This window comes from Streptomyces fulvoviolaceus, assembly GCF_000718165.1.
Classification (GTDB): Bacteria; Actinomycetota; Actinomycetes; order Streptomycetales; family Streptomycetaceae; genus Streptomyces; species Streptomyces fulvoviolaceus.
In genome coordinates, this window is sequence record NZ_JOEY01000040.1 from 71,202 (window position 1) to 96,607 (window position 25,406).

At 69.8% G+C, this 25,406-nt stretch carries 29 protein-coding genes and 1 pseudogene; 8 read left to right on the forward strand and 22 right to left on the reverse strand.

Translation table 11 applies throughout. The features are described 5' to 3' along the window. Positions 1-3: 3 nt before the first annotated feature. Positions 4-651, reverse strand: coding sequence for a GntR family transcriptional regulator (locus IG08_RS0136260; protein WP_030612837.1), 648 nt, complete (start codon positions 649-651; stop codon positions 4-6). Here IG08_RS0136260 and IG08_RS0136265 point away from each other — a divergent pair. After that, positions 641-2,245: a hypothetical protein gene (locus tag IG08_RS0136265; RefSeq protein WP_158812314.1), complete on the forward strand. Its 1,605-nt coding sequence runs from the start codon at positions 641-643 to the stop codon at positions 2,243-2,245. The genes IG08_RS0136260 and IG08_RS0136265 overlap by 11 nt on opposite strands. A gap of 104 nt (positions 2,246-2,349) precedes the next feature. On the opposite strand, the gene IG08_RS0136270 is transcribed toward IG08_RS0136265, so the two are convergent. Beyond that, the gene (locus tag IG08_RS0136270; RefSeq protein WP_030612844.1) at positions 2,350-3,798 is read right to left on the reverse strand and encodes an alkaline phosphatase PhoX; all 1,449 of its coding nucleotides are present in this window, start codon (positions 3,796-3,798) and stop codon (positions 2,350-2,352) included. A gap of 332 nt (positions 3,799-4,130) precedes the next feature. Here IG08_RS0136270 and IG08_RS0136275 point away from each other — a divergent pair, with 332 nt between their 5' ends. The 3 genes from IG08_RS0136275 to IG08_RS0136285 all read left to right on the forward strand — a co-directional run bounded on the left by IG08_RS0136275 (position 4,131) and on the right by IG08_RS0136285 (position 6,048). Then, entirely contained in the window at positions 4,131-4,328 is a 198-nt protein-coding gene (locus IG08_RS0136275) for a hypothetical protein (RefSeq protein ID WP_078655879.1), read from the forward strand. 75 nt (positions 4,329-4,403) lie between these two features. Continuing rightward, positions 4,404-5,564 carry a chymotrypsin family serine protease gene (locus tag IG08_RS0136280; RefSeq protein WP_234343048.1) on the forward strand — a complete coding sequence of 387 codons (1,161 nt, stop codon included), beginning with the start codon at positions 4,404-4,406 and terminating at the stop codon, positions 5,562-5,564. Positions 5,565-5,601: 37 nt separating this feature from the next. Continuing rightward, on the forward strand, positions 5,602-6,048 hold the full coding sequence (locus IG08_RS0136285; protein WP_030612851.1) for a hypothetical protein: 447 nt from the start codon (positions 5,602-5,604) through the stop codon (positions 6,046-6,048). 82 nt (positions 6,049-6,130) lie between these two features. On the opposite strand, the gene IG08_RS0136290 is transcribed toward IG08_RS0136285, so the two are convergent. Beyond that, positions 6,131-7,558, reverse strand: coding sequence for a hypothetical protein (locus tag IG08_RS0136290; protein WP_030612854.1), 1,428 nt, complete (start codon positions 7,556-7,558; stop codon positions 6,131-6,133). Between the two features lie 383 nt (positions 7,559-7,941). Here IG08_RS0136290 and IG08_RS0136295 point away from each other — a divergent pair, with 383 nt between their 5' ends. After that, a complete protein-coding gene (locus IG08_RS0136295) occupies positions 7,942-9,771 on the forward strand; it encodes an endonuclease/exonuclease/phosphatase family protein (protein WP_030612857.1) in 1,830 nt (609 codons plus the stop codon). 11 nt (positions 9,772-9,782) lie between these two features. Here IG08_RS0136295 and IG08_RS0136300 read toward each other — a convergent pair whose 3' ends face one another. From IG08_RS0136300 to IG08_RS54745, 7 genes are all read right to left on the reverse strand, one after another. Further along, positions 9,783-10,517, reverse strand: coding sequence for an SRPBCC family protein (locus tag IG08_RS0136300; protein WP_030612860.1), 735 nt, complete (start codon positions 10,515-10,517; stop codon positions 9,783-9,785). Positions 10,518-10,542: 25 nt separating this feature from the next. Continuing rightward, positions 10,543-11,139 carry an ArsR/SmtB family transcription factor gene (locus tag IG08_RS0136305; protein ID WP_030612863.1) on the reverse strand — a complete coding sequence of 199 codons (597 nt, stop codon included), beginning with the start codon at positions 11,137-11,139 and terminating at the stop codon, positions 10,543-10,545. 59 nt (positions 11,140-11,198) lie between these two features. Further along, the gene (locus IG08_RS0136310; RefSeq protein ID WP_030612866.1) at positions 11,199-11,900 is read right to left on the reverse strand and encodes an antibiotic biosynthesis monooxygenase; all 702 of its coding nucleotides are present in this window, start codon (positions 11,898-11,900) and stop codon (positions 11,199-11,201) included. 84 nt (positions 11,901-11,984) lie between these two features. After that, a complete protein-coding gene (locus tag IG08_RS0136315; protein ID WP_030612870.1) occupies positions 11,985-12,386 on the reverse strand; it encodes a DUF3618 domain-containing protein in 402 nt (133 codons plus the stop codon). Next, complete coding sequence (locus tag IG08_RS0136320; RefSeq protein ID WP_030612873.1) at positions 12,383-12,793, reverse strand: phage holin family protein; 411 nt, start codon at positions 12,791-12,793, stop codon at positions 12,383-12,385. The genes IG08_RS0136315 and IG08_RS0136320 overlap by 4 nt, the downstream gene beginning before the upstream one ends. Before the next feature lie 159 nt (positions 12,794-12,952). Beyond that, positions 12,953-13,645, reverse strand: coding sequence for a hypothetical protein (locus IG08_RS0136325; RefSeq protein WP_030612876.1), 693 nt, complete (start codon positions 13,643-13,645; stop codon positions 12,953-12,955). Beyond that, complete coding sequence (locus IG08_RS54745) at positions 13,642-13,821, reverse strand: hypothetical protein (protein ID WP_043456118.1); 180 nt, start codon at positions 13,819-13,821, stop codon at positions 13,642-13,644. Before IG08_RS54745 ends, IG08_RS0136325 begins: the two co-directional genes overlap by 4 nt. 133 nt (positions 13,822-13,954) lie before the next feature. On the opposite strand from IG08_RS54745, the gene dapA reads away from it, so the two are divergent. Then, positions 13,955-14,854: a 4-hydroxy-tetrahydrodipicolinate synthase gene (gene dapA, locus IG08_RS0136335; protein WP_199820966.1), complete on the forward strand. Its 900-nt coding sequence runs from the start codon at positions 13,955-13,957 to the stop codon at positions 14,852-14,854. Here dapA and IG08_RS0136340 read toward each other — a convergent pair whose 3' ends face one another. The 7 genes and pseudogenes from IG08_RS0136340 to IG08_RS0136370 form a co-directional block, all read right to left on the reverse strand. Next, positions 14,855-16,081, reverse strand: a complete 1,227-nt coding sequence (locus IG08_RS0136340) for an SMP-30/gluconolactonase/LRE family protein (protein ID WP_030612881.1) — start codon at positions 16,079-16,081, stop codon at positions 14,855-14,857. Then, positions 16,078-16,638 (reverse strand): SigE family RNA polymerase sigma factor, encoded by a 561-nt coding sequence (locus IG08_RS0136345; protein WP_030612883.1) that lies wholly within the window; start codon positions 16,636-16,638, stop codon positions 16,078-16,080. Before IG08_RS0136345 ends, IG08_RS0136340 begins: the two co-directional genes overlap by 4 nt. Positions 16,639-16,780: 142 nt before the next feature. Further along, positions 16,781-17,005 (reverse strand): hypothetical protein, encoded by a 225-nt coding sequence (locus IG08_RS0136350; RefSeq protein ID WP_030612886.1) that lies wholly within the window; start codon positions 17,003-17,005, stop codon positions 16,781-16,783. 114 nt (positions 17,006-17,119) lie between these two features. Beyond that, a complete protein-coding gene (gene dapD / locus IG08_RS0136355) occupies positions 17,120-18,109 on the reverse strand; it encodes a 2,3,4,5-tetrahydropyridine-2,6-dicarboxylate N-succinyltransferase (RefSeq protein WP_030612889.1) in 990 nt (329 codons plus the stop codon). Positions 18,110-18,443: 334 nt separating this feature from the next. After that, positions 18,444-18,611 (reverse strand): annotated as a pseudogene (locus IG08_RS57675) (RNA polymerase subunit sigma-70); the annotation flags it as partial. A gap of 132 nt (positions 18,612-18,743) precedes the next feature. Beyond that, on the reverse strand, positions 18,744-19,280 hold the full coding sequence (locus IG08_RS0136365; RefSeq protein WP_030612901.1) for a TetR/AcrR family transcriptional regulator: 537 nt from the start codon (positions 19,278-19,280) through the stop codon (positions 18,744-18,746). Then, entirely contained in the window at positions 19,280-19,600 is a 321-nt protein-coding gene (locus IG08_RS0136370; RefSeq protein WP_030612904.1) for a DMT family transporter, read from the reverse strand. The genes IG08_RS0136365 and IG08_RS0136370 overlap by 1 nt, the downstream gene beginning before the upstream one ends. A 277-nt stretch (positions 19,601-19,877) precedes the next feature. Here IG08_RS0136370 and IG08_RS0136375 point away from each other — a divergent pair, with 277 nt between their 5' ends. Further along, positions 19,878-20,177, forward strand: a complete 300-nt coding sequence (locus tag IG08_RS0136375) for an endonuclease/exonuclease/phosphatase family protein (protein ID WP_030612906.1) — start codon at positions 19,878-19,880, stop codon at positions 20,175-20,177. Here the strand turns inward: IG08_RS0136375 and IG08_RS0136380 are convergent. Further along, positions 20,167-21,186 (reverse strand): sulfotransferase family protein, encoded by a 1,020-nt coding sequence (locus IG08_RS0136380; protein ID WP_030612910.1) that lies wholly within the window; start codon positions 21,184-21,186, stop codon positions 20,167-20,169. The genes IG08_RS0136375 and IG08_RS0136380 overlap by 11 nt on opposite strands. Positions 21,187-21,404: 218 nt before the next feature. Between IG08_RS0136380 and IG08_RS0136385 the strand changes: the two genes are divergently transcribed. Next, positions 21,405-22,220, forward strand: a complete 816-nt coding sequence (locus tag IG08_RS0136385) for an AbfB domain-containing protein (protein WP_030612911.1) — start codon at positions 21,405-21,407, stop codon at positions 22,218-22,220. Between the two features lie 353 nt (positions 22,221-22,573). Here IG08_RS0136385 and IG08_RS0136390 read toward each other — a convergent pair whose 3' ends face one another. The 4 genes from IG08_RS0136390 to sufC are packed head-to-tail and all read right to left on the reverse strand — an operon-like array spanning position 22,574 to position 25,403. Next, on the reverse strand, positions 22,574-22,906 hold the full coding sequence (locus tag IG08_RS0136390) for a metal-sulfur cluster assembly factor (protein WP_030612912.1): 333 nt from the start codon (positions 22,904-22,906) through the stop codon (positions 22,574-22,576). Further along, positions 22,903-23,370 carry a Fe-S cluster assembly sulfur transfer protein SufU gene (sufU, locus tag IG08_RS0136395; protein WP_030612917.1) on the reverse strand — a complete coding sequence of 156 codons (468 nt, stop codon included), beginning with the start codon at positions 23,368-23,370 and terminating at the stop codon, positions 22,903-22,905. The genes IG08_RS0136390 and sufU overlap by 4 nt, the downstream gene beginning before the upstream one ends. A gap of 15 nt (positions 23,371-23,385) precedes the next feature. Beyond that, a complete protein-coding gene (locus tag IG08_RS0136400; RefSeq protein WP_030612919.1) occupies positions 23,386-24,642 on the reverse strand; it encodes a cysteine desulfurase in 1,257 nt (418 codons plus the stop codon). Continuing rightward, complete coding sequence (sufC, locus tag IG08_RS0136405) at positions 24,639-25,403, reverse strand: Fe-S cluster assembly ATPase SufC (protein WP_030612920.1); 765 nt, start codon at positions 25,401-25,403, stop codon at positions 24,639-24,641. The genes IG08_RS0136400 and sufC overlap by 4 nt, the downstream gene beginning before the upstream one ends. Positions 25,404-25,406 lie beyond the last annotated feature (3 nt).

The window sequence follows — 25,406 nt, forward strand, 5'->3', positions numbered from 1 at the left end:
GGTTCAGTCGCTGTCGGCGAGCTCGGCCAGCCCTCGCCAGATCTCCGCGGTGACCCGGACCGCCTCGTCCACGTCACCGGCCGCGCAGGCCTCGATGAGCCGGTCGTGCAGGCCGGCCGAACGGCAGTTGCCGCCCTCACCGAAGCGGCGTCGCTCCAGCCGGCGGATGAGGGGGGTGTAGCGGGCGGCGGTGGCGGCGGCCGCGTGGTTGCCACTGACGCGGACGAGGACGTCGTGGAGTTCGTCGTCGGCCCGCAGGGCGGTGTCCACGTCTCCGTCGCGCACGGCGGCGGCGAACCGCTCGTTGGCCGCACGCATCGCCTCGACGTCAGCGGCGAACAGTCGGGGCACGGCGACCCGGGTGACCAGCTCGTGCATGGCGCCGACCACGGCGGCGGCGTCCCGTACCTCGGCGGCCACGACCGGAGTGACCCGCGTGTAGCTCTGCGGCTTGCTCTCCAGCAGCCCCTCGTCCACCAGCCGCGAGAAGGCCTCCCGCACCGGTGCCCGGGACAGCCCGAGCCGCTCGGCGAGATCGGCGTCCCGCACCACCGCACCGGGCTCGATCTCCCCGGCCACGATGGCGTCCCGGATGGCTTCGTAGGCGCGGTCCCTGAGGAGGGTGCGGCCCACCGGCCGGATGGCTTCCACAACTGAAATGTTAGATATCAATATGCCGCTCCACAAGGCCTGCGAGTCTGCGGCGGTTCTCGCTACTCTGATCGGTCGCGAGTCGACAGGGGGACGCATGGACGAGCGGACACATGACACCGGGGAGAGCGGCTACGAGGTGCCGACCGAGCTGACGGACGTACAGGAGGTAGCCGAAGCTGTCGTCGGCGTGCTGAGCGACCTCGTCACCGATCACGAGCCGAAGGACGAGGACGGGCAGCGTGTCGTCCTCACCGTCAGCGCGGACATCGAGCGCGGCGGTACCGGCATCGCCGAAATCGATGAAGTACTGAGGGAAAAGTACCTCGGATTCGACGACCGGCCCCGCGTCAGATGGGAGGTGGAGGCCAGCTTCGACGCAGTCGCGGCTCTGGCCCGGACGTTGGTGGACTCGCGGCAGCGTCCCGACACGCAGATCGCCGGGTCGTCGAGCCTCGAGATGCTGGTCCGTGACGAGACCAAGGGCTCCGTCCCGCTCACCGCTGACATTCCGGTTACCCGCTACGACATGGCGACACCGCGGGGACCGCTCACGGTCACGGTCGGCCCGCCCTCAGCCGCCCTGCTGCTACGCCTGGCGCTGCGACGCTCCGGCATGGCGAGGCTGGCCGTACTCGACCGAGAGGCGCTCTTCGTCCACCTCGTCGAGCAGGAGGAGCGACGGGGAATCACCGAGGGCTCCGCCGCCCGGATCTCAGCGCAATGCGTGCTTCGGGTGGCTGCTCGACCGCGCCTGCTGGCACTGCGGCTCGACGGACCTCAGGTTACGGATACGGGCGAGTTGGAGCAGGCGGCGACAGCCTTCCGGGTGCGGCTGGCCTACGAAAGCGACATCGTCCTGGCTCCGGTCCTGGACGTCAGCCGCCTCGACGGATCCTCCCAGCCGAGGCTGGTCCGTCAGCTACCTCTCCGCGCGACGGAGTTCGCCGACGCCATCGGCCGGGGAACGCCCCCGGGGCACATCGGCGACCGACTTCTCGGCGATTCTCACGACATGGAAGAGGAACTGTCCCAGCGGTATCTCCGTGCGATCGCCGCGAGCGATCCCTTCGCGGCGTACATGGGGTACTACCACGTGCTGGAGTACAGCATGGAGGAGGAGTGGTTCCAGGCGCTGCGCGACCGAGTCGAAGCCGCGGGCGGTGTCCTGGAACGGCCCGCGGGCCCCATCAAGAAAGCCGCCAAGATCGCGGCGCAGCTCCTCGGGGTCCGCACGGACACCATCGAGTGGAGTGAGTTGAAGGCTCTGCACGCGGTGATGCACAGGCATGTCGACATCGGCGCGCTCGCCACCGACCTCGACCGGTATCTCACCGGCGCGGCCGACTACTTCGCCAACGGCGCCGTCCCCTTCACACAGGTGCCTCAGCTGGACTTCGGGCAGGCCGACGAGGCAGCGCTCAGGGGACATGCGGCCGATCGCATCTACCGGGTGCGGTGCGCCATCACACACAGCAAGGAGTCCGGCGACCGGTACAGCCCTTACACCGACGAGCTCTTCCTCGGGCGCGAGATACCCCTGGTGAGGATCGCCGCGGAACACCGGCTCTTCCCTCCTGCCAGGAGGTTGTGAGGCGGTCCGCCCGTTGTCCCTCTCCGCGCCGGGCGGCGGCCGGCAGGCCACCGGTGGGTCAGCCGGACGCGGAGAAGGGCAGCGGACTCGGCCGGAGCGGGCGGTTACCGCTTCTGCCGCTTCCACGGACCAGTAATCGCCAGCATGATCCCCGGCGTCTGGATGTTGGCGAACAGTGTCTTTCCGTCGGGCGAGAAAGTCACGCCGGTGAACTCGCTGTATTCCGGCTCCTCTTCGGTGCCGGCGTTGAGTTCGTTGCGGGCGATGGGGTACGTGCGGCCGCTGTCGGTGGCGCCGAACAGGTGCTGGATGCCCTCGCCGTCCTCGGCGATGACGAGGCCGCCGTAGGGGGAGACCGTGATGTTGTCGGGGCCGTCGAAGGCGCCGTCCTTGGACGGGTCGGGGTTGACGCCGAGGAGGACCTTGAGGGTGAGGGTGCGGCGCTTGGGGTCGTAGAACCAGACCTGGCCGTCGTGCTGGACGGGGCTCTCCTCACGGGCGTACGAGGAGACGACGTAGGCGCCGCCGTCGCCCCACCACATGCCCTCCAGCTTGCGGGCGCGGGTGATGTCGCCGTCGGCGAACTGCTTGCGCACGGGCGTGGTCTGCGCGTCGCGGTCGGGGACGTCGATCCAGTCGACGCCGTACACCGTGCCGATCTTCGTGGCGCGGGAGAGGTCGTCGACGAACTTGCCGCCGGAGTCGTAGCACCTGGGCGCCTGGAGGACACCGGCGTCGTCGGCGAGGGCGCGGAACTTGCCGCGGCCGTACGCGAAGCCCTGGGGCGGGGTCCAGCGGAAGAAGAGGCCGTTGGGGCCGGCGGCGTCCTCGGTGAGGTAGGCGTGGCCGCGCTTGGGGTCGATGACGACGGCCTCGTGGTCGTAACGGCCGAAGAACTTCAGGGGCTTGGGGCTCTTGTTGGCCCGGTGGTCGCGGGGGTCGACCTCGAAGACGTAGCCGTGGTCCTTGGTCATGCCGTTGACGCCGGCCTTGTCGGAGTTCTCCTCGCAGGTGAGCCAGGTGCCCCAAGGGGTGCTGCCGCCCGCGCAGTTGGTGGAGGTGCCGGCGATGCCGACCCACTCGGCGACCTGCCCGTCGGGGCGGACCTCGACGACCGTGCAGCCGCCGGACGCGGCGGGGTCGTAGACGAGGCCCTCGGTGAGCGGGACCGGGTGGGTCCAGTTGGCGCGCGGGCCCTTCAGCTCGTGGTTGTTGACGAGGAGGGTGGTGCCGCGCGGACCGTCGAAGGTGGCCGTGCCGTCGTGGTTGGACGGGGTGAACTCGCCCGACTCCAGCTTGGTCTTGCCGCTGTACGTGATGATCTTGTACTTGAAGCCGGCGGGCAGCGCGAGGATGCCGTCGGGGTCGGGGATCAGGGGCCCGTAACCGACACCGCCGCCATAGCTGTCCGCCGCCCCCTCCTCGGTGCTCTCGGTGTCGGTGGACGCGAGGGCGTTCGGCGCGGTGGCGAGGACGCCGGCGCTGCCGGCCAGCGCGACACCGGCACCGGTGATCGCGGATTTTCTGGCGAAGTCCCTGCGGGTGAGCGACATGGTGTCTCCTGTGACGGTGGGTGTGCCGTGGAGGGTGGCGGACCTCGGTTCGGCGCCACCGTCCCGCCCACGCCTGAACGGGAGTTGAACACGGGGCGGCTTCGGGGGACCCGGTTCCATGAATCCGCCAGACCGCCCGTGTTCGAACCGATGGGCGGAATAATCTTCGTAAAGAAGGTCAATAGGCGTGAATCGCAATGAAATTCGTGATTCATTTCAGAATGCCTTGACTCTCGGAGCCCCGGGACATAGACCGGAAGAGCACACCACCCGAAGGGGAGGCGAGCCCGATGGACGCAAAGCGGGTGAGTCGCCTCCATGAAGGCCGGCTCATGAAGCTGGCCAACGTGAGTGGAGTCGGCACCGGGAGGGACGAGCACTCGGGACAGGACGTGATCATCGTCTTCGTCACCCGGAAAGTGCCCCGTGACCGGCTCCTTCAAGAAGACGTGGTTCCGGACGAGCTCGACGGCGTACCGGTGCGCGTGCTCGCGATCGGTGAAGTGGGCGCTCAGGGAGAGGACTTGTGAGCCGCTCTGAGCGCTGAGTCACCGCGCCGCGGCCCACAAGGAACCCAGAGCCGAAAACTGAAGAGGTGGTCTGGCGTGAGCCAGCCCGAAATGATGCGAGGACCGACTGGTGGTCAGCTGAGTGACAGCTCCCGCCAGCAAGCGAATTCAGACTTCCTGCGGCCGCAGTCGCCGCTGGCCAACGTCGTGGGCTTCGGCCACGGCGTGAAGTGGATCGACGGACAGGCCACGGGCGAGGCAGCCGTGCTGGTGTTCGTGACCCAGAAGGTTCCGGAGTCCCAGCTTCCCGAGCGGGATGTCATCCCGCGGGTGATGGACGACGGCACCCCCACCGACGTCATAGCGGTCGGCCATGTCGCCGCGCAGCGTCAGCAGCAGCGCAGGGCCTCGGGCCGCTCCGAGGACCGCGGTGCCTCCTACCAGCCCGACGGCAGTGTGGCCGAGCAACTCGCGGGCCTCTCGCAGCCGTTGCTGGAAGAGCTCAGCGGGCTCGGCCAGTTCGAGCCGCAGCTCCTCAAGCGCCGTATGCGCCCGTGCCCTTCCGGCTTCTCGGTCGGCAACGTGCGGGTGACCGCGGGCACGCTGGGCAGCGTGGTGTACGACTTCCTGCCGGGCGCCACCGTCGACCCCCCGGGGCCCGGCCTCGGCACACCGTCGAAGTTCTACATCCTCTCCAACAACCACGTGCTGGCCGACTCCAACCGCGCGCAGCTGGGCAGCCCGATCCTGCAGCCCGGAACGTTCGACGGCGGCACGGACCCGGCGGACCGCATCGCGACCCTGGACCGGTTCATCCCGATCCAGTTCGCGCCGCAGACCCCGGTGGAGCGCCACAACAACGTCGTGGACTGCGCGCTCGGTGCGGTGGAGTTCCAGGACGCCACCCGTGAGCAGTACTTCAGCGGTGCGCCGCGCGCCTGGCGGCGCAAGGCCAACGTCGCGGTCGGCGACCTGGTGAAGAAGACCGGCCGTACGACGAACATCAGCTTCGGCCGGATCATCGCGACCGACGCCACGATCGACGTCGGCTACGGCACGGCGGGCACGGCCCGGTTCAAGGACCAGATCCTGACGACGGCCATCTCGGCGGGCGGGGACTCCGGTTCGCTGGTGACCTCCCTCGACAACGTCGCGACCGGTCTGCTCTTCGCGGGCTCCTCGGTCGTCACCGTGGCCAACCACATCGAAAACGTTCGCGCACTGCTGCGGGTGGAGATCGCCGAGCAGCTGGCCTGACGGTCACTCAATACCCGTACGGGAAGAGGGAATCAGCATGACCACGCAGGCCAAGCGGCAGAAGAGCCAAGCCGGCTCCGAACACCGCTTCCACAATCCCCAGGGCGCGGAAGTCAAGACGCGTGACGAGGCGTTCGCCGCACAGCAGGACGTCTCCGCCGACGCGGTCTCCACGTCCGCCAAGCTGGAGCTGCACAACGGGACGGTGACCTTCGCCATCGAGGTGAAGTACAACCCCAACACCTACCCGCACGTCGTGACCGGCGGCAAGATCACCTCCGGCATCAGCGGCGCCCCCTGGGACATCACAGGCGGCTTCGTGGGCGAAACGATTCGCCTCGACGCGAAGCACACCGGCCAGGGCTCCCACGCCCACACGATGACCCTCGTCGGCGAGTTCCAGAACCCGCCGGCCTACCGGGGTACGTACGGCTTCAACGGGGCGACGTCGTCGTTCAAGCACACGACGCGTTACCACTGCTGAGTCGGTGTACCACTGAGTCAGTGAACGTCTGAGCGGTGCGGCGGGGATGCCGACAACCTCCCCGCCGCACCGCGCAGTCATGTCAACTCCCTTGCTGGGAACGCGCCTTGAAGGCCGCCTTCCTGGCTTCCTTCGCGATCCTCTTGTCCGGGTGCAGCCGCCCCATCGCCTCCAGCACGTCCGCCGTGGCCGGGTGCTCGACCCGCCACGCGGCGGCGAAGAAGCCGCTGTGCTGCTGGGCCAGGCCCTCCACGAGGGCCTGCAGCTCCTCGGAGTTGCCCTCGGCGGCCAGTTGTGCGGCCAGGGTGTCGACGGTCAGCCAGAAGACCATCGCCTCCGAGGGGGCCGGTACGTCCGAAGCGCCCTGTTCGCTCAGCCAGACCCGGGCCAGCCCACCCAGCTCCGAGTCACCGAGCACCTCCCGCAGCGCGGGCTCCGCCTCCGCACCCACCAGCGACAGCGCCTGCTGGCACCGCAGCCGCCGCAGCGGCCCGCCGGCGTCCGCACCCCGAGCCGCCGCCAGCAACTCCCGCGCCGCCGCAAGCGGTTCACGGCGAGCCAACCACTGCTCGGTCTCCGCCTGCGCCGCCGCCGGCGGAAACGTCGCCGTCCCGTCGAGCAGCGCGTCCGCACCCTTGTCGGCGAGGTCTCCGACGGCGGGCGCCGCGACCCCGGCCTCCAGGAGCCGCGCCCGCAACCCGTACAGCCCGAGCGGGGTCAGCCGCACCATGCCGTAGCGGCTGACGTCGGTGTCGTCGACCTGGGAGGACGGCTCCTCGTCCGCGTCGGCCATCAGCGCCTCGTCCACCGGCTGGTACTCCACCAGCCCGACCGGCGCCAGGATCCGGAACTGGTCGTCCAGCCGCATCATCGCGTCGGAGACCTGCTCCAGCACGTCGTTGGTGGGCTCCCCCATGTCGCTGGGCACGATCATCGACGCGGCGAGCGCGGGCAGCGGCACGGGACCGTCGCCCGGTCCGTCCTCGCTGACGGTGAGGAGGTAGAGGTTGCCGAGCACGCCGTCCAGGAACTCCTGCTCGACCTCGGGGTCCCAGTCCACGGAGGAGAGGTCGACCTCGCCACCCGCGTCCATCGCGCCGACCAGGTCGTCCAGGTCGGGCACGCTCGCGTCGGCCAGCACCGTGTCCAGGGCGTTCAGCCACACTCCGAGCACGTCGAGCGGCGAACCGCCGGTGAGCACGTCGAGTTCCTCGCCCGTCGCGACGGTGCCCTCCTCCTCGTCGACGACCTCGACGAGCCCGGTGTCGACGGCGACCCGCCAGGCCTCGCTCGCGTGGGCCGCGGCGTCGTCCCCGCTCAGCCCGAGGACCTCGGCCGCCGCGGGCAGCTGCTCGTCGACGAGCCCCGCACCGGCGTCGACCCGGGTGTCCGGTCCGGCCCAGCGGGCGAGCCGGGCGGCCCGGGCGAGCAGTGGCGTGGACAGGGCGTCCCGCGCCAGCTCCGCTTCGGGGTGCAGCCGCACCGGCGGCAGGGGGGAACTCTCTGACATCGGCTGGTTCTCCTAGGACGCCTCTGAACGACGTACGACACGACGTACGACATGACGTACGACCACCTGGCCGCCGTACGACTCAGTCGCTCAGCCTAGACGGATATCCACCCATGCCGCCCGGTTCATCTCCCCGACAGGGGTCGTACATGGCTGAAACCTTGACAAGTGGCCTGACCAGGCAGGAGATTACGCGCGTAGACATCTGTTGGACACCTGTTCACTGTATTTTCTACGCGCGTCGCACCGCTCCACCGGTCGCGGCTCCCACCGTTCCACGCTCCACCCTCGTCTCCACGCTCCACCCTCGTCTCCACGCTCCACCCTCGTCTCCACGCTCCACCCTCGTCCCGGCGCCCATGCACGTCCCCGGAGGGATCCCGTTGCCGAGCAAGTCTTCCGCGCGCCTCGCCGCGCTCACCGTCGCCGCCGTCTGTTCCGCGGCCTCGGCCGTCGTCCTCACCTCGCCCGCCCAGGCAGCCGCGGTGAGCATCCATGACATCCAGGGCACGACCCGGATATCCCCTTACGCCGGCCAGGCGGTGACGGACGTGACCGGAGTCGTCACCGGCATCCGCACCTACGGTTCGTCCCGAGGCTTCTGGATCCAGGACGCGAACCCGGACGCCGACCCGGCCACCAGTGAGGGCGTGTTCGTCTTCACGAGTTCCACCCCGAAGGGCGTCGCGGTCGGCGACCTGGTCACGGTCTCCGGCACGGTCTCGGAGTACGTCCCGGGCGGCTCCTCCTCCGGCAACCAGTCGATCACCGAGATCACCAAGCCGGTGACCACCGTCGTCTCCAGCGGCAACACGGTCCCGGCCGCCACGGTCGTCGACGCCAAGTCGGTCCCGGCCGCCTACACCCCGGCCGGCGACAGCGCCGCGAGCAACTCGGTCAACGGTCTGACGCTGCAGCCGAAGAAGTACGCCCTGGACTACTACGAGTCCCTCGAGGGCATGAACGTCCAGGTCGCCGACGCCCGCGTGGTCACCGCCACCGACCCGTACAGCGAGCTGTGGGTCACGGTGAAGCCGCGCGAGAACGCCACCAAGCGCGGTGGCACGCTGTACGGCTCCTACGACTCGCAGAACACCGGCCGTCTGCAGATCCAGTCGCTGGGTGCCACGGCCGACTTCCCGGTCGCCAACGTCGGCGACACCCTCACCGGCGCCACCACGGGCCCCCTGGACTTCAACCAGTACGGCGGCTACACCCTGGTCGCGAACCAGATCGGCACGCTGAAGAGCGCCGGCCTCGCGCGGGAGACCACGCAGAAGCAGACGAAGAACGAGCTGGCGGTCGCGACGTACAACGTCGAGAACCTCGACCCGTCCGACGCCACCTTCGAGGAGCACGCCTCCGCGATCGTGCACAACCTGCAGTCGCCCGACATCGTGTCCCTGGAGGAGATCCAGGACAACAACGGCGCGACGAACGACGGCACGACCGCCGCCGACCAGACGGTGCAGAAGCTGATCGACGCGATCGTCGCGGCCGGCGGCCCGACGTACGACTGGCGCTCCATCGACCCGGCGGACAACACCGACGGCGGCGAGCCGGGCGGCAACATCCGCCAGGTGTTCCTGTTCAACCCGGAGCGGGTGTCCTTCACCGACCGCGCGGGCGGCGACGCCACGACGGCAGTCGGCGTCACGAAGGTCAACGGCAAGGCGCAGCTGACGGCCTCCCCGGGCCGTGTCGACCCGACCGACACCGCCTGGAACGCCAGCCGCAAGCCGCTGGCCGGCGAGTTCGTCTTCCGTGGCAAGACGGTCTTCGTGATCGCCAACCACTTCAACTCCAAGGGCGGCGACTACGGTCTGACCTCGCAGTACCAGCCGGTGCCGCGCAGCTCGGAGACCCAGCGCCACCAGCAGGCGACCCTGGTGAACGCGTTCGTCAAGGAGATCCTCGACACCCAGAAGAACGCGGACGTCATCACCCTCGGCGACATCAACGACTTCGAGTTCTCCGGCACCGCCAAGATCCTGGAGGGCGACGGCGCGCTCTGGTCGGCGATCAAGTCGCTGCCGAAGAGCGAGCGTTACACCTACGACTACCAGGGCAACAGCCAGGTCCTGGACCAGATCCTGGTCAGCCCGTCGATCCGGCGCTCCTGCGACTTCGAGTACGACAGCGTGCACATCAACGCGGAGTTCAACGACCAGATCAGCGACCACGACCCGCAGGTGCTGCGCTTCAAGCCGTAACTCCCACTGGTTCAGGCCTGGTTGAACACCCCGTTCAGCCAGGTCTGCCAGGCGGCCTCGCACTCCTTGATGTCGGCCCCCGGCGTGAAGTCGTGCAGCGAGATGCCGACCGGGTAGCCCCAGTGGTTGCGCCCGAAGACGCGGGTGAGGCCCCGGTCCGTACGCAGCCCGATGAAGTACGGGTCGCGGTAGTCGACCACGGCGTCGAACTCGTCGGGCCCTCGGACCGTCACCCGCGTACCGGCGGCCACGTCCTCCCCGACACCGAGTGCCCGTCCTACGGCGACCAGCGCGTCGGCGGCCTTCGACGCCTCGGGCCCGTCGAAGGTGGCGAAGGCGGCCGGCCGGGGCGCGAAGTGGGTGAGGTACTCGCGCAGGGTGTGCAGATAGAAGTCGGTGTGCTTGGCGGCGCCGTCGTACTGGTTGTCCCAGTCGTCGACGAAGATGCCGCTGTGCACGTACCGCACCCAGGCCCGTCGGCCCTCGTCGCGGGGTTCGACGGTGTAGTCGAGCTGGTTGGCGGTCTGCTCGGAGATGCCCTCGACGTCCTCGACGCGGTTGGTGTAGCGGTGCGGCGGGTCCCAGGCGGTGACGGTGGACCCGAAGGGCCCCTTGCCACCGACCTTGGGCTCCGGCGGCTCCATCGGCCAGAGATACCCTCCGGTCCCGGCGGTGATCGCCTCCCACACCTCCTCGGGCGTGGCGTCGACCTCGAACTCGCGGGCGATCTCGAACTCTTTGGACATTTCCTCGGACATGGCGGGCTCCTGGCTATTCCAACTCGGTCTGCTTGAGCGTGGGATGGACGGCCACGACGATCCGGTGGTCACGGCCGCCGTCGGCGTCCGGGGCGTCGTACTTGCGGATCAGGGCACTGACCCCGGCCGTCAACTCCTGGATGAACGCGGCCCGTTCGGCGGCGGAGGCGAAGCGCACCTCACCGTCCAGCGCATAGGTGGCGAGCCCCTTGCGGGCCTTCGCCGCGCCGGTGATCAGCGAGCCGACGTCCCGCACCAGGCGGGCACCGAGCGCCAGCAGCCAGCGCGCGGAGAGCTGGTCGCGGAAGCGGTCCGGATCCGGCTGTACGGCGGCCAGCGCGAGCGGCGAGATGACGTACGACGCGGCGGTCGCCCGCATCAGCCGCTCGGTGACGTTGCCCTTGCGGCGCTCTCCGGCCAGCTCGACCAGGCCGTGCCGCTCCAGTGCCTTGAGGTGGTAGTTCACCTTCTGCCGCGGCAGCCCGACCTTGCCGGCCAGCATGGCGGCCGACGCGGGGCCGGCCGCCAGCTCGGCGAGCAGCCGCGCCCTTATGGGGTCCAGGGAGACGGCTGCGGCCTCGGGGTCCTCGATGACGGTCACGTCCAGCATGGGTCCACCGTCTCACCGAACACTTTTTTTGTCCAGACGGTTCGAGTTGTCGGCTCGGCTCAGCCCGGAACGAGGCCCAGCGCATGGTCGTACCGGCTGACCGTGCTGCTCTTGAGGCCGGGCCAGCTCTGGACGCGCTGCCACCGGGCCGTGGCCGAGCCGATGCCGTCGCCGGGCGCGGCGAGGGCGTCGATGTGCGCCTGAGCGCTCTCCCACTCGGCGTAGTTGAGGACCCTGGTGCCGTCGGTGCTCAGGTGGAAGTGGGCGGAGATGCCGCCGGGGTGCGGGGTCGGCTCGCTCTCCAGCGCCTCGAAGACGGCGTCCACCCAGGCGCGCTGCCGGTCGGGGTCGGGGCCCTCGAACTCGATGTCGACGATCACGACGCACCCCGGCACGCGGATGTCGCCCTCCCGGGTGCCGCTGCGGTAGTGCCGGTACCGGCCGAGCGCCACCCTCTCGATCCCCGGGACGGCGGTGTCGATCTCGTCGACGCGCTCCTGGCGGTGGGCCTCGACGAAGGACTCGTACGCCGGCTCGCTCGTCCACTGCGAGTAGTGCAGCAGCGTGGAGCCGTCATGGCCGGTGTAGACGTGGTAGCCGCGCAGGTCCGCGGTCGGCCAGGCTCGGCGCTGCCAGGTCCGGTCGATCGCCTCGACGGTCTGCCGCTGCCGCTCGGGCGTGCCCACGCGCCATGTGCTGAAGAAGGGTGCTCCCGTCCGGGGGTCGGTCAGGTCGGGGTGATCGTCGGTACGACGGGTCATGTCGGTCTCCACTGCTCGGCTGCCGTGTACCGACGACTCTCCGACCTCAACCAAGATTCAGGTCAAGTCCCTCTCGGGAGCAGGTCAATGGCGGCCGTTGTGCCGCCGCCGCAGCATCTCCTCCACGGCCACCGCTCCCACCACCGCGCCCGCGATCAGCACCGGCCGCGGATGCCGGAGCCCCGCCTGGACGACGGTGCGCACGGGGCGCGGCGCGTTGTGCTCGACGGCGTGGCCCGCGTGCGTCGCCTTGTCGTGGACGGTGTGACCGGCTTGCGCCGCGGTGGTGCGCAGCTGCACGGTCATCGCGCCCGCCTTGTCCCTGAGGTCGGCGGCCCGGGCCAGCGCTCGGCCCTTCACATCCGCCTTGGCCGCCAACTCCTCGACGGTGTCGCCGAGTTGGCCCCTCGTCTCCTGGATCTTCCGGCGCAGTTCATCGGGACCCTTGGCCCCGCCTCCCACGCCCTGAGCTGCCTTGTCCGTCATCGGTGCGACCTTTCCCTGATCTCCTCGACATCGGCCCTGACGCTGCCGAGGGTCTCCTCGGGCGTGGGCGGTGCGGCGCGGCGCAACTGGGCACGGCCGATCGCGGCGAGCAGGCTCGCGAGGGCGAACAGCACGGCCGTGACGATGAGCGCCGCGGCCCAGACGGGCAGCGTCAGCGAGAGGGCGGCGGTGGCCGTACCGGCCAGGGCGAGCAGTCCGGCGTAGGCGATCACGCCCGCGGCGCCCAGCAGCCCGCCGCCGCGCCCCGCACGCCGCCCCTTCTCGGCCAGCTCCTCCTTGGCGAGGGCCACTTCCTGCCGTACGAGCCGGGAGAGCTGTTCGGCGGTCTGGCCGACGAGTTCGCCCACGGAGTGCTGCGCAGGGCTGGGGGTCGTGGAGTGGGTCACGGTGGCCGCCTCCTCTCAGTTCGGATACGGGTACCCGGGCGCGATCCCACCAAGCGCTGCTTCTCGAGTTCGGTCCGCGGGCGCGTCGTGGCCGGTCGCTCCCCCACGGGCGGGGACCCCCATCGCGGCGGGGCCGCAAATCGACCCGGCCCGCGCCCCTCAGGGCGCCCCCGGACCGTCGCCCTCGCCGTGCCCGCGCTCCCCCAACCTCGCCAGCTGGGTCTGGAACCAGTCCAGCCGCGCCTGCAACAGGGCCGCCTCCGCGGTGAGTTCGGATACGCCGAGGCCGTCCGCCTGAAGATCCGCCACCGCTGCCCCACTGCCCGCCACCACCCGCAGCCCCTCCCCCGCCAGCCTCGCGAATCCGGCCAACGAGACGGACGTACGGCCGCGCAGGCAGCCCGCGCACGACGGCGCGAGGCCGCGCCAGCCGGGTCTGCCCCAGCCCGCGTCGGCCAGGGCCGCTGCGACCGTGCCGCAGGCGCAGGGTCCGACCGTGGCCGTGCGCACGCGCTGGCGGGCGTAGCGGAAGCCGAGTTCGAAGCGGAGGTAGCGGCCGAGGACCGAGACCTCCAGCAGGACGGCCGTACGGTGTTCGGCCGTGCACAGCAGTGCCTCGGCCACCGTGCGGTCGTGCACGCAGTGGAAGCCGCAGTCGCAGCGGCGGTGCGGTGCCCTGTGACGCAGGCCGTAGACGCAGGACGCGTCGGCCACGACTCCGTACGGCAGCGCGCCGCCCAGCGACACACCGGTGAACCCGGCCCGGGTGCCGTCCTGGGACAGCACCGGGTGGGCGATCTTGTATCCGGTCGGCGGCTCCGCAGGGCGTTCCTCCGGAAGCCGCAGCCTCATCGGGCGGCCGGAACCTCTTCGGGCGCCTTCAGTTCCTTGATCTCCTCGGGGAGTTCGAGTTCGGGTTCTTCCGCTTGGGCCTGCGGCCGCTCTTCCGCGACTCCGGTGGCGAGTGCCTTGCCGAGCTTCATGACGCCTCCCATGAAGGACCAGGGATCCATGACCGTTCTCGCCATGGTGGCTCATGAGGGCCGTATTGGACATAGGGCGTGGGACATGGGGCCCATCACACACCTCGCAGCATTGCTTATCAATACCTCGTAGAAGAATTAAGTGGAGCTTCACTGTCGGCACGCCGAGACTACCCCCATGACGACGACTCGCCCCTTCGGCCGCTCCCTCTGCGCCATGATCACGCCCTTCACCGAGGCCGGCGCGCTCGACCTCGACGGCGCCCAGCGGCTCGCCGACCGGCTGGTGGCCGAGGGCTGCGACGGTCTCGTCCTGTCCGGTACGACGGGTGAGTCACCGACCACGACGGACGCGGAGAAGTCGGCGCTCGTCACCGCCGTCCGCGAGGCGGTGGGCACGCGGGCGTCGATCGTGGCAGGGGTGGGCACCTTCGACACCCGGCACACCGTGGAGCTGGCCCTGGCGGCCGAAAAGGCGGGCGCGGACGGCCTGTTGGTGGTCAGCCCGTACTACAGCCGCCCACCACAGGACGCGCTGGAGGCCCACTTCCGCGAGATCGCGGACGCCTCCGGACTGCCGGTCATGCTCTACGACATCCCGGGCCGCACCGGCACCCGGATCGAGCCGGAGACGGTGATCCGCCTCGCCGAGCACCCGCGGATCGTCGCGGTCAAGGACTGTTCCTACGACTTCCTCGGCACCCAGAAGGTGCTGGACCGCACGGAGTTGGCGTACTACGCGGGCTGCGACGAGCACATCCTCGCCCTGTACGCGGTGGGCGCCGCCGGGTACGTCAGCACGGTCGCCAACATCGTCCCGGCCCAACTCCGCGCGGTCCTCGACGCGTTCGAGGCGGGCGACACCCCCGTGTCCGCCCGCCTCCAACAACGGGCCACGCCGCTGATCGAGTTGATGATGTCCTCAGGACTGCCCGGCACGGTCACCGCCAAGGCCCTCCTGAACCGACTCGGCCTGCCGGCGGGCCCGGTCCGCTCCCCGCTGCGGCCCGCCGACCGGGATGCGGTCGACGGGCTGCTGACGGAGTACGAACGGCTGGTGGCCGCCCGACCGGCCTGATCAGGGCTGCGCGAAGAGAGGGTCCCAGCGCCCGGCGGCGCCGTCGTTGCCCTCGCGGAAGCCGGTGAGCGGAACGGTCTTGTCGCTGCCGACGGTGACCAGCACGAGCCGGTTGTGGAACTCGTTCTTGTCGTCCTTCCCGATGTCCCAGGCGATGAGCTGCTTGTCGCCGACCCAGGCGAGCAGTTGCTGCCCGTGCACCTCGGTCTTCGCCCCGGTCGCGGCGTCCAGGACGTAGGAGGAGGTCTTCCACTTCTTGCCCGCGAAGTCACCGGCGACGAGCTTCCCGCTCGGCGACCTGCCCGCGTCGACGGACCACGACAGGTACTTGTCTCCCGCCGGCACGGGGACCTCCTTGCCCGTGAAGTCGTAGAACTGCTTGCCGATGTCCCCCATGGGGTTGCCCGACCAGACGTGCCGGCCGTCGGTGGCGAGGGCGAAGTCCTGGCGGGTGTTGAGGAAGGTGCCGCCCATGGGGTCGTCGGGGTCGCTCGCGAGCTTGACCTCGGTCCAGGCGCCCTTCCCGGAGGCCACGTCGAGGACGTAGAAGCCGGTGCGGCTCGACGTCCATTCCTGGCCCCAGTCGTCGGAGCCCTCCGTCCTGACCCGCAGATCGGGGTTCTTGCCGTACGTCGTCGCGACCAGCTTGCGGCCGTCTCGGGAGAAGGCGAGCCCGCCGACCCCGTGGTCGACCGGGATCCACCGCTCGACCTTGCCGGTGGTCAGGTCGAGCAGGCCGATCCGCGAGGCGGGCAGGTCCTGTTCGAGGACGGCGGCGGTCTTCATGCCGGGGGCGACGGCGACCCAGGACCAGTCCGCGGCCTTGGCGTACTTGCCGGTCTTCGGGTTCAGCAGGTGGTAGGTGCGCTGGTAGACGGCGGTGTCCGCGGACTTCTCGACCGTCTCCGCGAGGGAGTACCCGGCCAGGGTCGTGCCCCCGGCGGAGATCTCCTCACGCGGCGGCGACTGGTCGGGGTGGGCCTTCACGTCCTTCTTCTCCACCACGATGCCGCCGCCCGAGGGGCGTACGTCCTGCTTGCCGGAGTCCAGCAGCGGTACCGCCACCGCGACGACCACGGCCGCGGTCGCCGCGGCAGCGGCCGCGAGCCTGCGGTTGCCGCGGCGCCGACGCACGGCGAGGACGCGGTCGGCGAACCCCGCTGTCGCCGGGGTCTGTTCGGCTGCCTGCTCGCGCAGGGCGTCGCGCAACAGTTCGTCGACGTTCACGGCCGCACCTCCACGGGCGAGTAGTCACGGGCCGCGAGCCGCTCGGCGTCGGCCGGGCCGAGGGCGGCCAGTTCGGGCGCGAGTGTGCGCAGCCGGGCCAGCGAGCGGTGGGTGGTGGACCGTACGGTGCCGACGGAGCAGCCCAGCAGTCGGGCCACGTCGGCCTCGGGCAGGTCCTCGAAGTAGCGCAGCACGAGCACGGTGCGCTGGCGTGCGGTGAGCCGGGACAGCGCCTGACGCATCACGAGGCGCAGTTCGGTCGCGGCCGCCGCGTCGGTGCCGGGCGCGCCCACCTCGGGCGGCTCGGGGACACTCACCTCCCGCCCGGGCCATTTCAGCCGCCAGCGGCTGACCTGCTGGCGGTAGAGGATCCGCCGTACATAAGCCTCGGGCTCGTCGATCCGCTGCCACCGTCCGGCCACCTTGACCAGGGCGTTCTGCAGCAGGTCCTCACCGGCGTGCCGGTCTCCCCCGCACAGCAGCACAGCGGTCTTCAGCAGGGCGGACGACCTGCTGTCCACGAAGTCCCGGAAACTCTCCAGCCCTTCGGCATTCATCGTCACCTTCTCTTCCCCGACGGCGCCGGTGCCCCGCCCCTCTGCCCCTTGTGACGCGTGCCGGTACCCACCGCTATGCCACCACGACGAAAAAAAGTCGCCGTAGAAGACCACAGCCTTCTACGGCGACTTCTCGTGCGCGTCAGCTCCAGGTGTACCCGTCGCCGATCAGCAGTACGTGCTCCAGTACGTCCTCCATCGGATCGTCGACCTGGCCGACGTTGACCAGTCCGATCCGGGGGCCGTTGTGCGAGGCCGTGTTGGTCTCGTCGGCGTACGCGCTCCCGGCCGGCAGCCAGCAGGCCACCGCCAGGGTCAGCACTCCGGTCAGCCAGCGCGCCACGGTTCTCGCCCGCTCGTTCCTCATCGCTCGGCCCCTCGTTCGTCGTTTCGGCGTCTGATCGGACACTGCGTCCACCCGTTCATCTGCCGAAACGACCTCGAGGTCACGCTGAGTAACCCGTACGTGATCTTGGAGCGCTCAGTTGTGGCTGTGCAGGATCTCGTTCAGGCCGCCCCACACCGCGTTGTTCGGGCGGGCCTCGACCGTGCCCGTGACCGAGTTGCGGCGGAAGAGGATGTTCGAGGCGCCGGAGAGTTCGCGGGCCTTGACGATCTGGCCGTCGGGCATGGTGACGCGGGTGCCGGCGGTGACGTACAGACCGGCCTCGACGACGCACTCGTCGCCGAGCGCGATGCCGACGCCCGCCTCGGCGCCCACCAGGCAGCGCTCACCGATGGTGATACGGACGTTGCCGCCGCCGGACAGCGTGCCCATGGTGGAGGCGCCGCCGCCGATGTCGGAGCCGTCACCGACCACGACGCCGGCCGAGATGCGGCCCTCGACCATCGAGGTGCCGAGCGTGCCGGCGTTGAAGTTGACGAAGCCCTCGTGCATGACGGTGGTGCCCTCGGCGAGGTGCGCGCCCAGGCGGACCCGGTCGGCGTCGGCGATGCGGACGCCCTTCGGGGCGACGTAGTCGGTCATGCGCGGGAACTTGTCGATGCTCGTCACGGCGAGGTGCAGGCCCTCGGCGCGGGCGTTCAGCCGCACCTTCTCGATGTCGTCGACGGCGACCGGGCCGAGCGAGGTCCAGGCGACGTTGGCGAGGAAGCCGAACATGCCGTCCAGGCTCTGGCCGTGCGGCTGGACCAGCCGGTGCGAGAGGAGGTGGAGGCGCAGGTAGACGTCGTGCGCGTCGATCGGCTTCTCGTCGAGGGAGGAGATGACCGTACGGACCGCGACCACCTCGACGCCACGGCGGGCGTCCGGGCCGATCGCCTTCGCCGCACCGTCACCGAGCAGGTCGACGGCCTGCTCGGCGGAGAGCCGTTCGGTGCCGGACGGGCCGGGCTCGACGGAGAGCTCGGGCGCGGGGAACCAGGTGTCGAGAACAGTGCCGTCGGCGGCGACGGTGGCGAGCCCGGCGGCAACAGCGCCGGTGGTACGGGGTGCAGTCGTGTCGGTCATGAGGGCAACCTAACCGGCGGGGGGCCGGGGATGCGAACCAGCGGGCGGGGCGTCTCGGGTGGTGGGCGGCCCGCACTCCCCCGCGGTACGGGCCGCCCAGGCCACAGCGGTGTCAGGTGCGGTCGCCGGCCTCATCGCGGTAGAGGGAGGCCATCCCCTTGGCGGGCATCAGGTCGCTGTTCGGGAGGTCGCTGATCGCGCTGTAGTCGTTCCGCGCCTGGGTCCTTGACCTGATGTCCTTGACGGCGTTCCGCTCGCGCAGCACCTTCGGCGTCTGCTCCCCGTCGGCCGGCAGGGCGGCCATGACCTGGTACATCCTGCGCGGCGAGCGCTGGGTGACGTCGTCGGCCGCGCTGTCACCGAGGCGGCGGGCCGCGTACCGGTGGATGTCGGGCGCGTACCGGTCGCAGAGCCGGGCGAACAGCTCCGGTTGCCCGAGTGACTGCGCGACGATCTCCGCGTCGTCCGCCGTCCGCGCCGTGGACGGAGGTGGTCCGCTCACAAGCGGTCCCCTGGTTCGTCAGTGCGCGCGTGTCACCTCCTGTTCCCCGATGGGCGCAGAAGAGTTCACGGTGCGGGGCCAGGGAAAACAAGGCCGGGGAAAACAGGGCCGGGGAAAACAGGGAAGCGGGCGTCAGGACATCACGCGCCCCAGCACCTCCCGCGCATACCCCTCGTCGTACGGCGTCCCCGTCAGCAGCACCTGCAGAAAGATCCCGTCCATCAGCGCGACGAGTGCCCGTGCGGTCACCGGGTCCGTGCGCCGGGAGAGCTGCTCGGTGAGGTCGTCGGCCCACTCGGCGGCGACGGGGCGCAGGGCGGGGCGGCGCAGGGCGGCGAGATAGAGCTCGTACTCCAGCTCGACGCCCGCGCGGTCGCCGCTCAGCCACTCGCCCAGGATCCGGGCGAGGTCCGCGGCCAGGTCGCCCCGGGGGTCGTCGAGGGCACCGTGCGCGGCGACGGCCTTGGCGCAGCTCTCGTTCGCCTGCCGCAGGGCCGCGACCATCAGCTCGTCGAGGGTCTTGAAGTGGTACGTCGTGGAGCCGAGCGGCACATCGGCCTCGGCGGCGACGGTGCGGTGGCTCAGTCCCGCCAGGCCCTTCTCCCGCACGACCCGGATGGCCGCGTCGATGATCCGCTGCCGGCGCTCGGGGTCGTAGCGACGGGCCATCAGTGCGCTCCGCCCACGTTCAGCACGACCACGCCGCCGATGATCAGCGCGATGCCGGCGACCTTGGCGGCGTTCATGCCCTCCCCGAGGAACACCATGCCGATGGCCGCGATGACGGCGGTGCCGACGCCGGCCCAGATCGCGTAGGCCGTGCCGACCGACACGGACTTCAGGGTCTGCGCGAGCAGCGCGAAGGCGATGACGTACCCGAGAACGGTGACCAGCGAGGGCCACAGCCTGCTGAAGCCGTCGCTGTACTTCATGGCGGTCGTGGCGGCGACCTCTGCGGCTATGGCTCCGGCGAGCAGCACGTATCCCATGCGTACGAGTGTACACATCGTTGCGTACGGGTGTACATATCAGTGTTCCCACAGCACGCTCCCGGCCGCTCCCACGCTTCGAGCAACGCGCGCAGAACACGTTCCGCCCGTTGCGCCGTAACGCTGAGCGCCTACCGACGAACGACACCGACGGCGGTGAGACCGGCGGCGACATCCGCCAGGCCTACCTCTACAACTCCGCACGGGTGGGCTTCACTTCACGCGGCAGCGCCACGGCGACGACGGCACCAGCCAGGCCTCGGTCGTCAACTCCTTCGTGGACTCGATCCTCGCGGCGCAGTCCGACGCCAACGTGATCGTGCTCGGCGACCTGAACGACTACCAGTTCTCGACCACGCTCTCCACGCTGAAGGGCGGGGTGCTGACCAACTTGGTGGACACGCTGCCGGCCTCGCAGCAGTACACGTACGTCCACGACGGCAACTCGCAGGTGCTCGACCACACCCTGGTCAGCTCGTCGATCACGTCGTACGACTACGACATCGCGCACATCAACAGCGAGTTCTCGGGCCAGACCAGCGACCACGACCCGCAGGTCGCCCGGATCACGCCCTGAACTCGGAGGTCGTGAACGACGGGGCCGCCGACACGGGCCCCGGTTCGCGCACCCGCGCCAGGCGGTCGAGCATCCGCCGCTTGGCGTGGGCGGCGCGGCGCAGGGCCGCCACCCTGCGGTAGTGGAGCAGTTCGGCCGGGTCGGGCCGGACCGCTCCACTCAGTTCGTATCCGTTGCGGACCAGCCGGTCGCCCAACACGGCGTCGCACAGCCGTATCTGATCGGGCGTCAGCCGCTGCTGCCAACTGCCCGCCCGGGTGGTGTCGAGGGCGCCGTGGGTGCGCCGGTGCCAGGTCTTGCGGGCGGGTACGGCCTTTTCGGCCACCCGGCGCGGCTCGGTCATCCCGGGGTCGTACTCCTCGCCCAAATAGCGGCACAGCTCCCGCAGTTGGGGCTCCGGGTGGGCCACCAGGTCCTCGAAGCGCAGCTCGTGCCAGCTGTCCGGGCCCAGCCTGCGGGCGTACCGCCGCGTCACGTCCATCACCTGCGCCCAGGTGGCGACGGCCTCGTGGAAGCCGCGGTGCCACCAGGGCATCCCCATGAGCGATGCGACGCAGTCGCGCCCGTCGCGGACGAGGTGCACGAACTGGGCGTCCGGGAAGAGCCGCAGGATCTCCTCGACGTGCAGGGCGTACGCCGGCCGCTTGTCACCCCAGCGCACTTTGCCGTGCCGTTCCGCGTACGACCTGAGGGTGATCCCCAGTGCCGAGCCGAGCGTGGGCGGCCCGCCCTCGATCCGCTCGGCCACGGTGTCGGCATCCAGCCCCAGCTCGTCGAACCGGGTCTCCTTCCGCCCGGTGATCCACGCGGCGAGCCCGGCCCGGTTGCCCGGGTCCCGCAGGTCGCCGAAGCGCAGCCGGCCCTCGTAGGCGGGCAGCACGAAGCGGGTCTCCGGGGGCAGGGCGATACGCGGGTGCGCGTGCAGCATGAGCTGCAGCAGGGTGGTCCCGGAGCGGGGACAGCCGAGCACGAAGACGGGTCGTACGGAGGTAGGTGCAGAGGTAGCCACACCGCCACGCTGCCGCCACGGGATGAGCCGGGACTGGGAGCACCCTGAGAAAGGAATGTGGAAAGCGCCCGAAAGGTCGGCCGGATTGGGCCAGGATTGTGGAAACCGCTCGCTTCAAAGGGCTGCTCACGACCCTCGGTAACCACTAGTGTTTCACCGTTCACATACCGCGCCATCACAGCCGCGGCCATCGTCAGGCGCCGCTGGAGGAACAGCGCATGCCCGAAAGCAAGTCCCAGCCGCCTCAGGAGCACCCCTGGGAGAACGGCTGGACCCAGGACACCTCCCGGACACCCGGCACGCGCAGGCTCTATCTGGCCGGGGCGCTGGCGGTGGCCACGATCGTCGCGTGCGTCGCGGCAATAGCCGTGACGGAGAATGATCCTGACGATCCGTCAGGATCGCCGCGGAACGACGGCGCGGGACTGATCTCCTTCGCCTCGCCGTCCACCGCGACCACCCCGCCCCCCGGCAAGGCCGGCCTGGCATCCTTACCGGCCACCACCCGGGCCCCCGGCCAGCACGGCTCGACGCCCTCCGCCACGGTCACCGCCTCCGCGAAGCCGCCCAAGTCGTCGCCTTCCAGGAGCAGTTCGGCCAAGCCGAAGCCCACCACCACCTGGCGCTCGGTCCGCTCGGTCAACTACCCCGACCGCTACTGGCACGTGAGCGACAGCACCGTGCGGCTGGACGCGCCCCGCGGCTCGGAATCCCGCGAGGACTCCACCTTCAAACTGGTCAAGGGGCTGGCCAACAGCTCCTGTTACTCCTTCGCCACGCACGACGGCAAGTACCTGCGCCACCGCAACTTCGTCCTGCGCACCGACCGCGGCGACGGCTCGTCCGTCTTCAAGAAGGACGCCACCTTCTGCCCCCGCTCCTCCTCCTACTCCGGCGCGGTCACCCTGGAGTCGGTGAACTACCCGGGCTACTTCCTCCGCCACCGCGACTTCGTGCTCCGCCTCGAACGCTTCGAGTACAGCTCCCTGTACCAGGCGGACTCGGCGTTCCGGCTGGTGGGCGGGCTGGACTGAGACCACACCGGACACACCTACGCGTCCCGGAAGGCGACGGGTGACGCCCCGGGCCGCAGCACGCCGCGGATTCCGCTCGCCCATAGCCGCCTGGTCGTAGGCGGCACGGTCGGAAGTACAGCCGGTCCTCGACGGCCTTCCGGTCCCGCACCAGCGTGCTGCGTTTTCTGGGGGATGGCCCCCGCCCCCCCTGGAGATCCCGCTGGGCGCGGACCGGTCCGACCGGATGACGCCTTCACGCTCCTTCTCTGGGGGGAGCTCCTGCCAACCGGGCATCCGCGCACAGCGAAACGGCCCCGCCTTGAGGCGGGGCCGTTTCGATCATGCGCGTGAGGTCTCGGTGACCGAACGGCTCAGACGTTGAACCCCAACGCCCGAAGCTGCTCGCGTCCGTCGTCCGTGATCTTGTCCGGGCCCCACGGCGGCATCCAGACCCAGTTGATGCGGAGCTCGTTGACGAGGCCGTCCGTGGCGGACTTGGCCTGGTCCTCGATGACGTCCGTCAGCGGGCAGGCCGCCGAGGTCAGGGTCATGTCGATGGTCGCGATGTTCGCGTCGTCGATGTGGATGCCGTAGATCAGGCCGAGGTTGACGACGTCGATGCCCAGTTCGGGGTCGACGACGTCGTACAGGGCCTCGCGGACCTCTTCCTCAGAGGCCGGCTTCATCTCGATGGTCTCGCTCATGCCGTCTTCCTTTCGGCGGCGTCCGAGCCCAGTGCCTGGGCCGTCGCGTCCTTCCACGCCATCCAGCTGAGGAGGGCGCACTTGACCCGGGCCGGGTACTTGGAGACACCGGCGAACGCGACCGCGTCCTCCAGCACCTCCTCCATGGCGTCGTCCGGCTCGATCCTGCCCTTGGACTGCATCAGCTCCAGGAACGTCTCCTGGATCTTCTGCGCCTCGGCGAGGTCCTTGCCGACGAGGAGGTCGTTCAGCACGGAGGCGGAGGCCTGGCTGATCGAGCAGCCCTGGCCCTCATACGAGATGTCCGCGATCTGCTCGCCGTCGTACTTCACGCGCAGGGTGATCTCGTCGCCGCACGTCGGGTTGACGTGGTGCACCTCGGCGTCGCCATCCCGAAGACCGCGCCCGTGCGGGTGCTTGTAGTGGTCCAGGATGACTTCCTGGTACATCGAATCAAGCTTCACGACTCAGCCAGCTCCTCAGCCGAAGAAGTTCCGTACGTGCTCCAGGCCGTCGACCAGAGCGTCGATCTCGGTCGGCGTGGAGTACAGATAGAACGACGCTCGCGTGGTCGCAGGAATTCCGTACCGCAGGCAGACAGGCCGCGCGCAGTGGTGGCCGACCCGGACCGCGATGCCCTGCTCGTCGAGGACCTGGCCCACGTCGTGCGGGTGGATGTCGCCGAGCGTGAAGGAGATCGCCGCGCCCCGGTCCTCGGCCGTCGTCGGGCCGATGATCCGCAGGTCCGGGACCTCGCCGAGCCGCTTCACCGCGTACTCGGTGAGCGCGTGCTCGTGGGCGAGGACCTTGTCCATGCCGATCGCGTTCAGGTAGTCGATCGCCGCACCCAGACCGACCGCCTGCGCGATCGGCGGAGTGCCCGCCTCGAACTTGTGCGGGGCGGGAGCGTACGTCGACGAGTGCATCGACACCGTCTCGATCATCTCGCCACCGCCCAGGAACGGCGGCAGGTCCTCGAGCAGCTCCTGGCGGCCCCACAGGACGCCGATGCCCGTCGGACCGCACATCTTGTGGCCGGTGAAGGCCACGAAGTCGGCCTGCAGCGCCTGCACGTCCATCGGCATGTGCGGCGCGGCCTGCGAGGCGTCGATGCAGACGAGCGCACCGACCTCCTGTGCACGGCGGACTATCGCCTCGACCGGGTTCACGGTGCCGAGGATGTTCGACACCAGCACGAAGGAGACGATCTTCGTCTTCTCCGTGATGATCTCGTCGATGTTGGAGAGGTCGAGCCGGCCGTCGTCGGTCAGGCCGAACCACTTCAGCTTCGCGCCCGTGCGCTGCGCCAGCAGCTGCCACGGCACGATGTTGGAGTGGTGCTCCATCTCCGTGATGACGATCTCGGTCTCGTGGTCCACGCGGTAGGGCTCGTCGGCCCAGCCCAGCATGTTGGCCACGAGGTTGAGCGACTCGGAGGCGTTCTTGGTGAAGATCACCTCGTCGCGGCTCGGCGCGTTGATGAACGACGCGACCTTGTCGCGCGCACCCTCGTACAGCGCCGTGGCCTCCTCGGCGAGCACATGCACACCGCGGTGGACGTTGGCGTTGTAGCGCTCGTAGTACTCGTTCAGGGCATCCAGCACCTGGCGCGGCTTCTGCGAGGTCGCCGCGTTGTCCAGGTACACGAGCTTCTTACCGTCGTGGACCTGTCGGTCCAGGATGGGGAAGTCCTTGCGGATCGCCTCTGTGTCGAGGAGGCCCGGCAGCAATGTCACGCGGATGCGCCACCCTTCGTGTAGACCTCGTAGCCCTCGTTCTCCAGCTTGTCGGCGAGCTCGGCGCCGCCGGACTCGACGATCCGGCCGCCGGAGAAGACGTGGACGAAGTCGGGCTTGATGTAGCGCAGGATGCGCGTGTAGTGCGTGATCAGCAGGGTGCCGACCTCGCCGGTCTCGCGGACGCGGTTGACGCCCTCGGAGACGATGCGAAGGGCGTCGACGTCAAGGCCGGAGTCGGTCTCGTCGAGGACCGCGATCTTCGGCTTGAGCAGCTCCAGCTGGAGGATCTCGTGGCGCTTCTTCTCGCCGCCGGAGAAGCCCTCGTTGACGTTGCGCTCGGCGAAGGCCGGGTCCATGTTGAGACGCTGCATGGTCTCCTTGACCTCCTTCACCCAGGTGCGCAGCTTGGGCGCCTCACCGCGGATCGCGGTGGCGGACGTACGAAGGAAGTTGGAGACCGAGACGCCGGGGATCTCGACCGGGTACTGCATCGCCAGGAACAGGCCCGCGCGGGCGCGCTCGTCGACGGACATCTCCAGGACGTCCTCGCCGTCGAGGGTGACGGTGCCGCCGGTGATGGTGTACTTCGGGTGACCCGCGAGCGAGTAGGCGAGCGTCGACTTGCCGGAGCCGTTCGGGCCCATGATGGCGTGGGTCTCGCCCTGCTTCACGGTGAGGTCGACGCCCTTGAGGATCTCCTTCGTGGCGTTGTCGGCCTCGACGGTGACGTGCAGGTCGTGGATTTCAAGCGTTGCCATGGG

Excerpts from the sequence above, each read along its gene's own strand:
- IG08_RS0136265 (WP_158812314.1), top strand. The coding sequence starts at position 641 with ATGGCTTCCACAACTGAAATGTTAGATATCAATATGCCGCTCCACAAG.
- IG08_RS0136270 (WP_030612844.1), bottom strand. The coding sequence starts at position 3,798 with ATGTCGCTCACCCGCAGGGACTTCGCCAGAAAATCCGCGATCACCGGT.
- IG08_RS0136275 (WP_078655879.1), top strand. The coding sequence starts at position 4,131 with ATGAAGCTGGCCAACGTGAGTGGAGTCGGCACCGGGAGGGACGAGCAC.
- IG08_RS0136285 (WP_030612851.1), top strand. The coding sequence starts at position 5,602 with ATGACCACGCAGGCCAAGCGGCAGAAGAGCCAAGCCGGCTCCGAACAC.
- IG08_RS0136290 (WP_030612854.1), bottom strand. The coding sequence starts at position 7,558 with ATGTCAGAGAGTTCCCCCCTGCCGCCGGTGCGGCTGCACCCCGAAGCG.
- IG08_RS0136300 (WP_030612860.1), bottom strand. The coding sequence starts at position 10,517 with ATGTCCAAAGAGTTCGAGATCGCCCGCGAGTTCGAGGTCGACGCCACG.
- IG08_RS0136305 (WP_030612863.1), bottom strand. The coding sequence starts at position 11,139 with ATGCTGGACGTGACCGTCATCGAGGACCCCGAGGCCGCAGCCGTCTCC.
- IG08_RS0136310 (WP_030612866.1), bottom strand. The coding sequence starts at position 11,900 with ATGACCCGTCGTACCGACGATCACCCCGACCTGACCGACCCCCGGACG.
- IG08_RS0136315 (WP_030612870.1), bottom strand. The coding sequence starts at position 12,386 with ATGACGGACAAGGCAGCTCAGGGCGTGGGAGGCGGGGCCAAGGGTCCC.
- IG08_RS0136325 (WP_030612876.1), bottom strand. The coding sequence starts at position 13,645 with ATGAGGCTGCGGCTTCCGGAGGAACGCCCTGCGGAGCCGCCGACCGGA.
- IG08_RS54745 (WP_043456118.1), bottom strand. The coding sequence starts at position 13,821 with ATGGCGAGAACGGTCATGGATCCCTGGTCCTTCATGGGAGGCGTCATG.
- dapA (WP_199820966.1), top strand. The coding sequence starts at position 13,955 with ATGACGACGACTCGCCCCTTCGGCCGCTCCCTCTGCGCCATGATCACG.
- IG08_RS0136345 (WP_030612883.1), bottom strand. The coding sequence starts at position 16,638 with ATGAATGCCGAAGGGCTGGAGAGTTTCCGGGACTTCGTGGACAGCAGG.
- IG08_RS0136350 (WP_030612886.1), bottom strand. The coding sequence starts at position 17,005 with ATGAGGAACGAGCGGGCGAGAACCGTGGCGCGCTGGCTGACCGGAGTG.
- dapD (WP_030612889.1), bottom strand. The coding sequence starts at position 18,109 with ATGACCGACACGACTGCACCCCGTACCACCGGCGCTGTTGCCGCCGGG.
- IG08_RS0136365 (WP_030612901.1), bottom strand. The coding sequence starts at position 19,280 with ATGGCCCGTCGCTACGACCCCGAGCGCCGGCAGCGGATCATCGACGCG.
- IG08_RS0136370 (WP_030612904.1), bottom strand. The coding sequence starts at position 19,600 with ATGGGATACGTGCTGCTCGCCGGAGCCATAGCCGCAGAGGTCGCCGCC.
- IG08_RS0136385 (WP_030612911.1), top strand. The coding sequence starts at position 21,405 with ATGCCCGAAAGCAAGTCCCAGCCGCCTCAGGAGCACCCCTGGGAGAAC.
- IG08_RS0136390 (WP_030612912.1), bottom strand. The coding sequence starts at position 22,906 with ATGAGCGAGACCATCGAGATGAAGCCGGCCTCTGAGGAAGAGGTCCGC.
- sufC (WP_030612920.1), bottom strand. The coding sequence starts at position 25,403 with ATGGCAACGCTTGAAATCCACGACCTGCACGTCACCGTCGAGGCCGAC.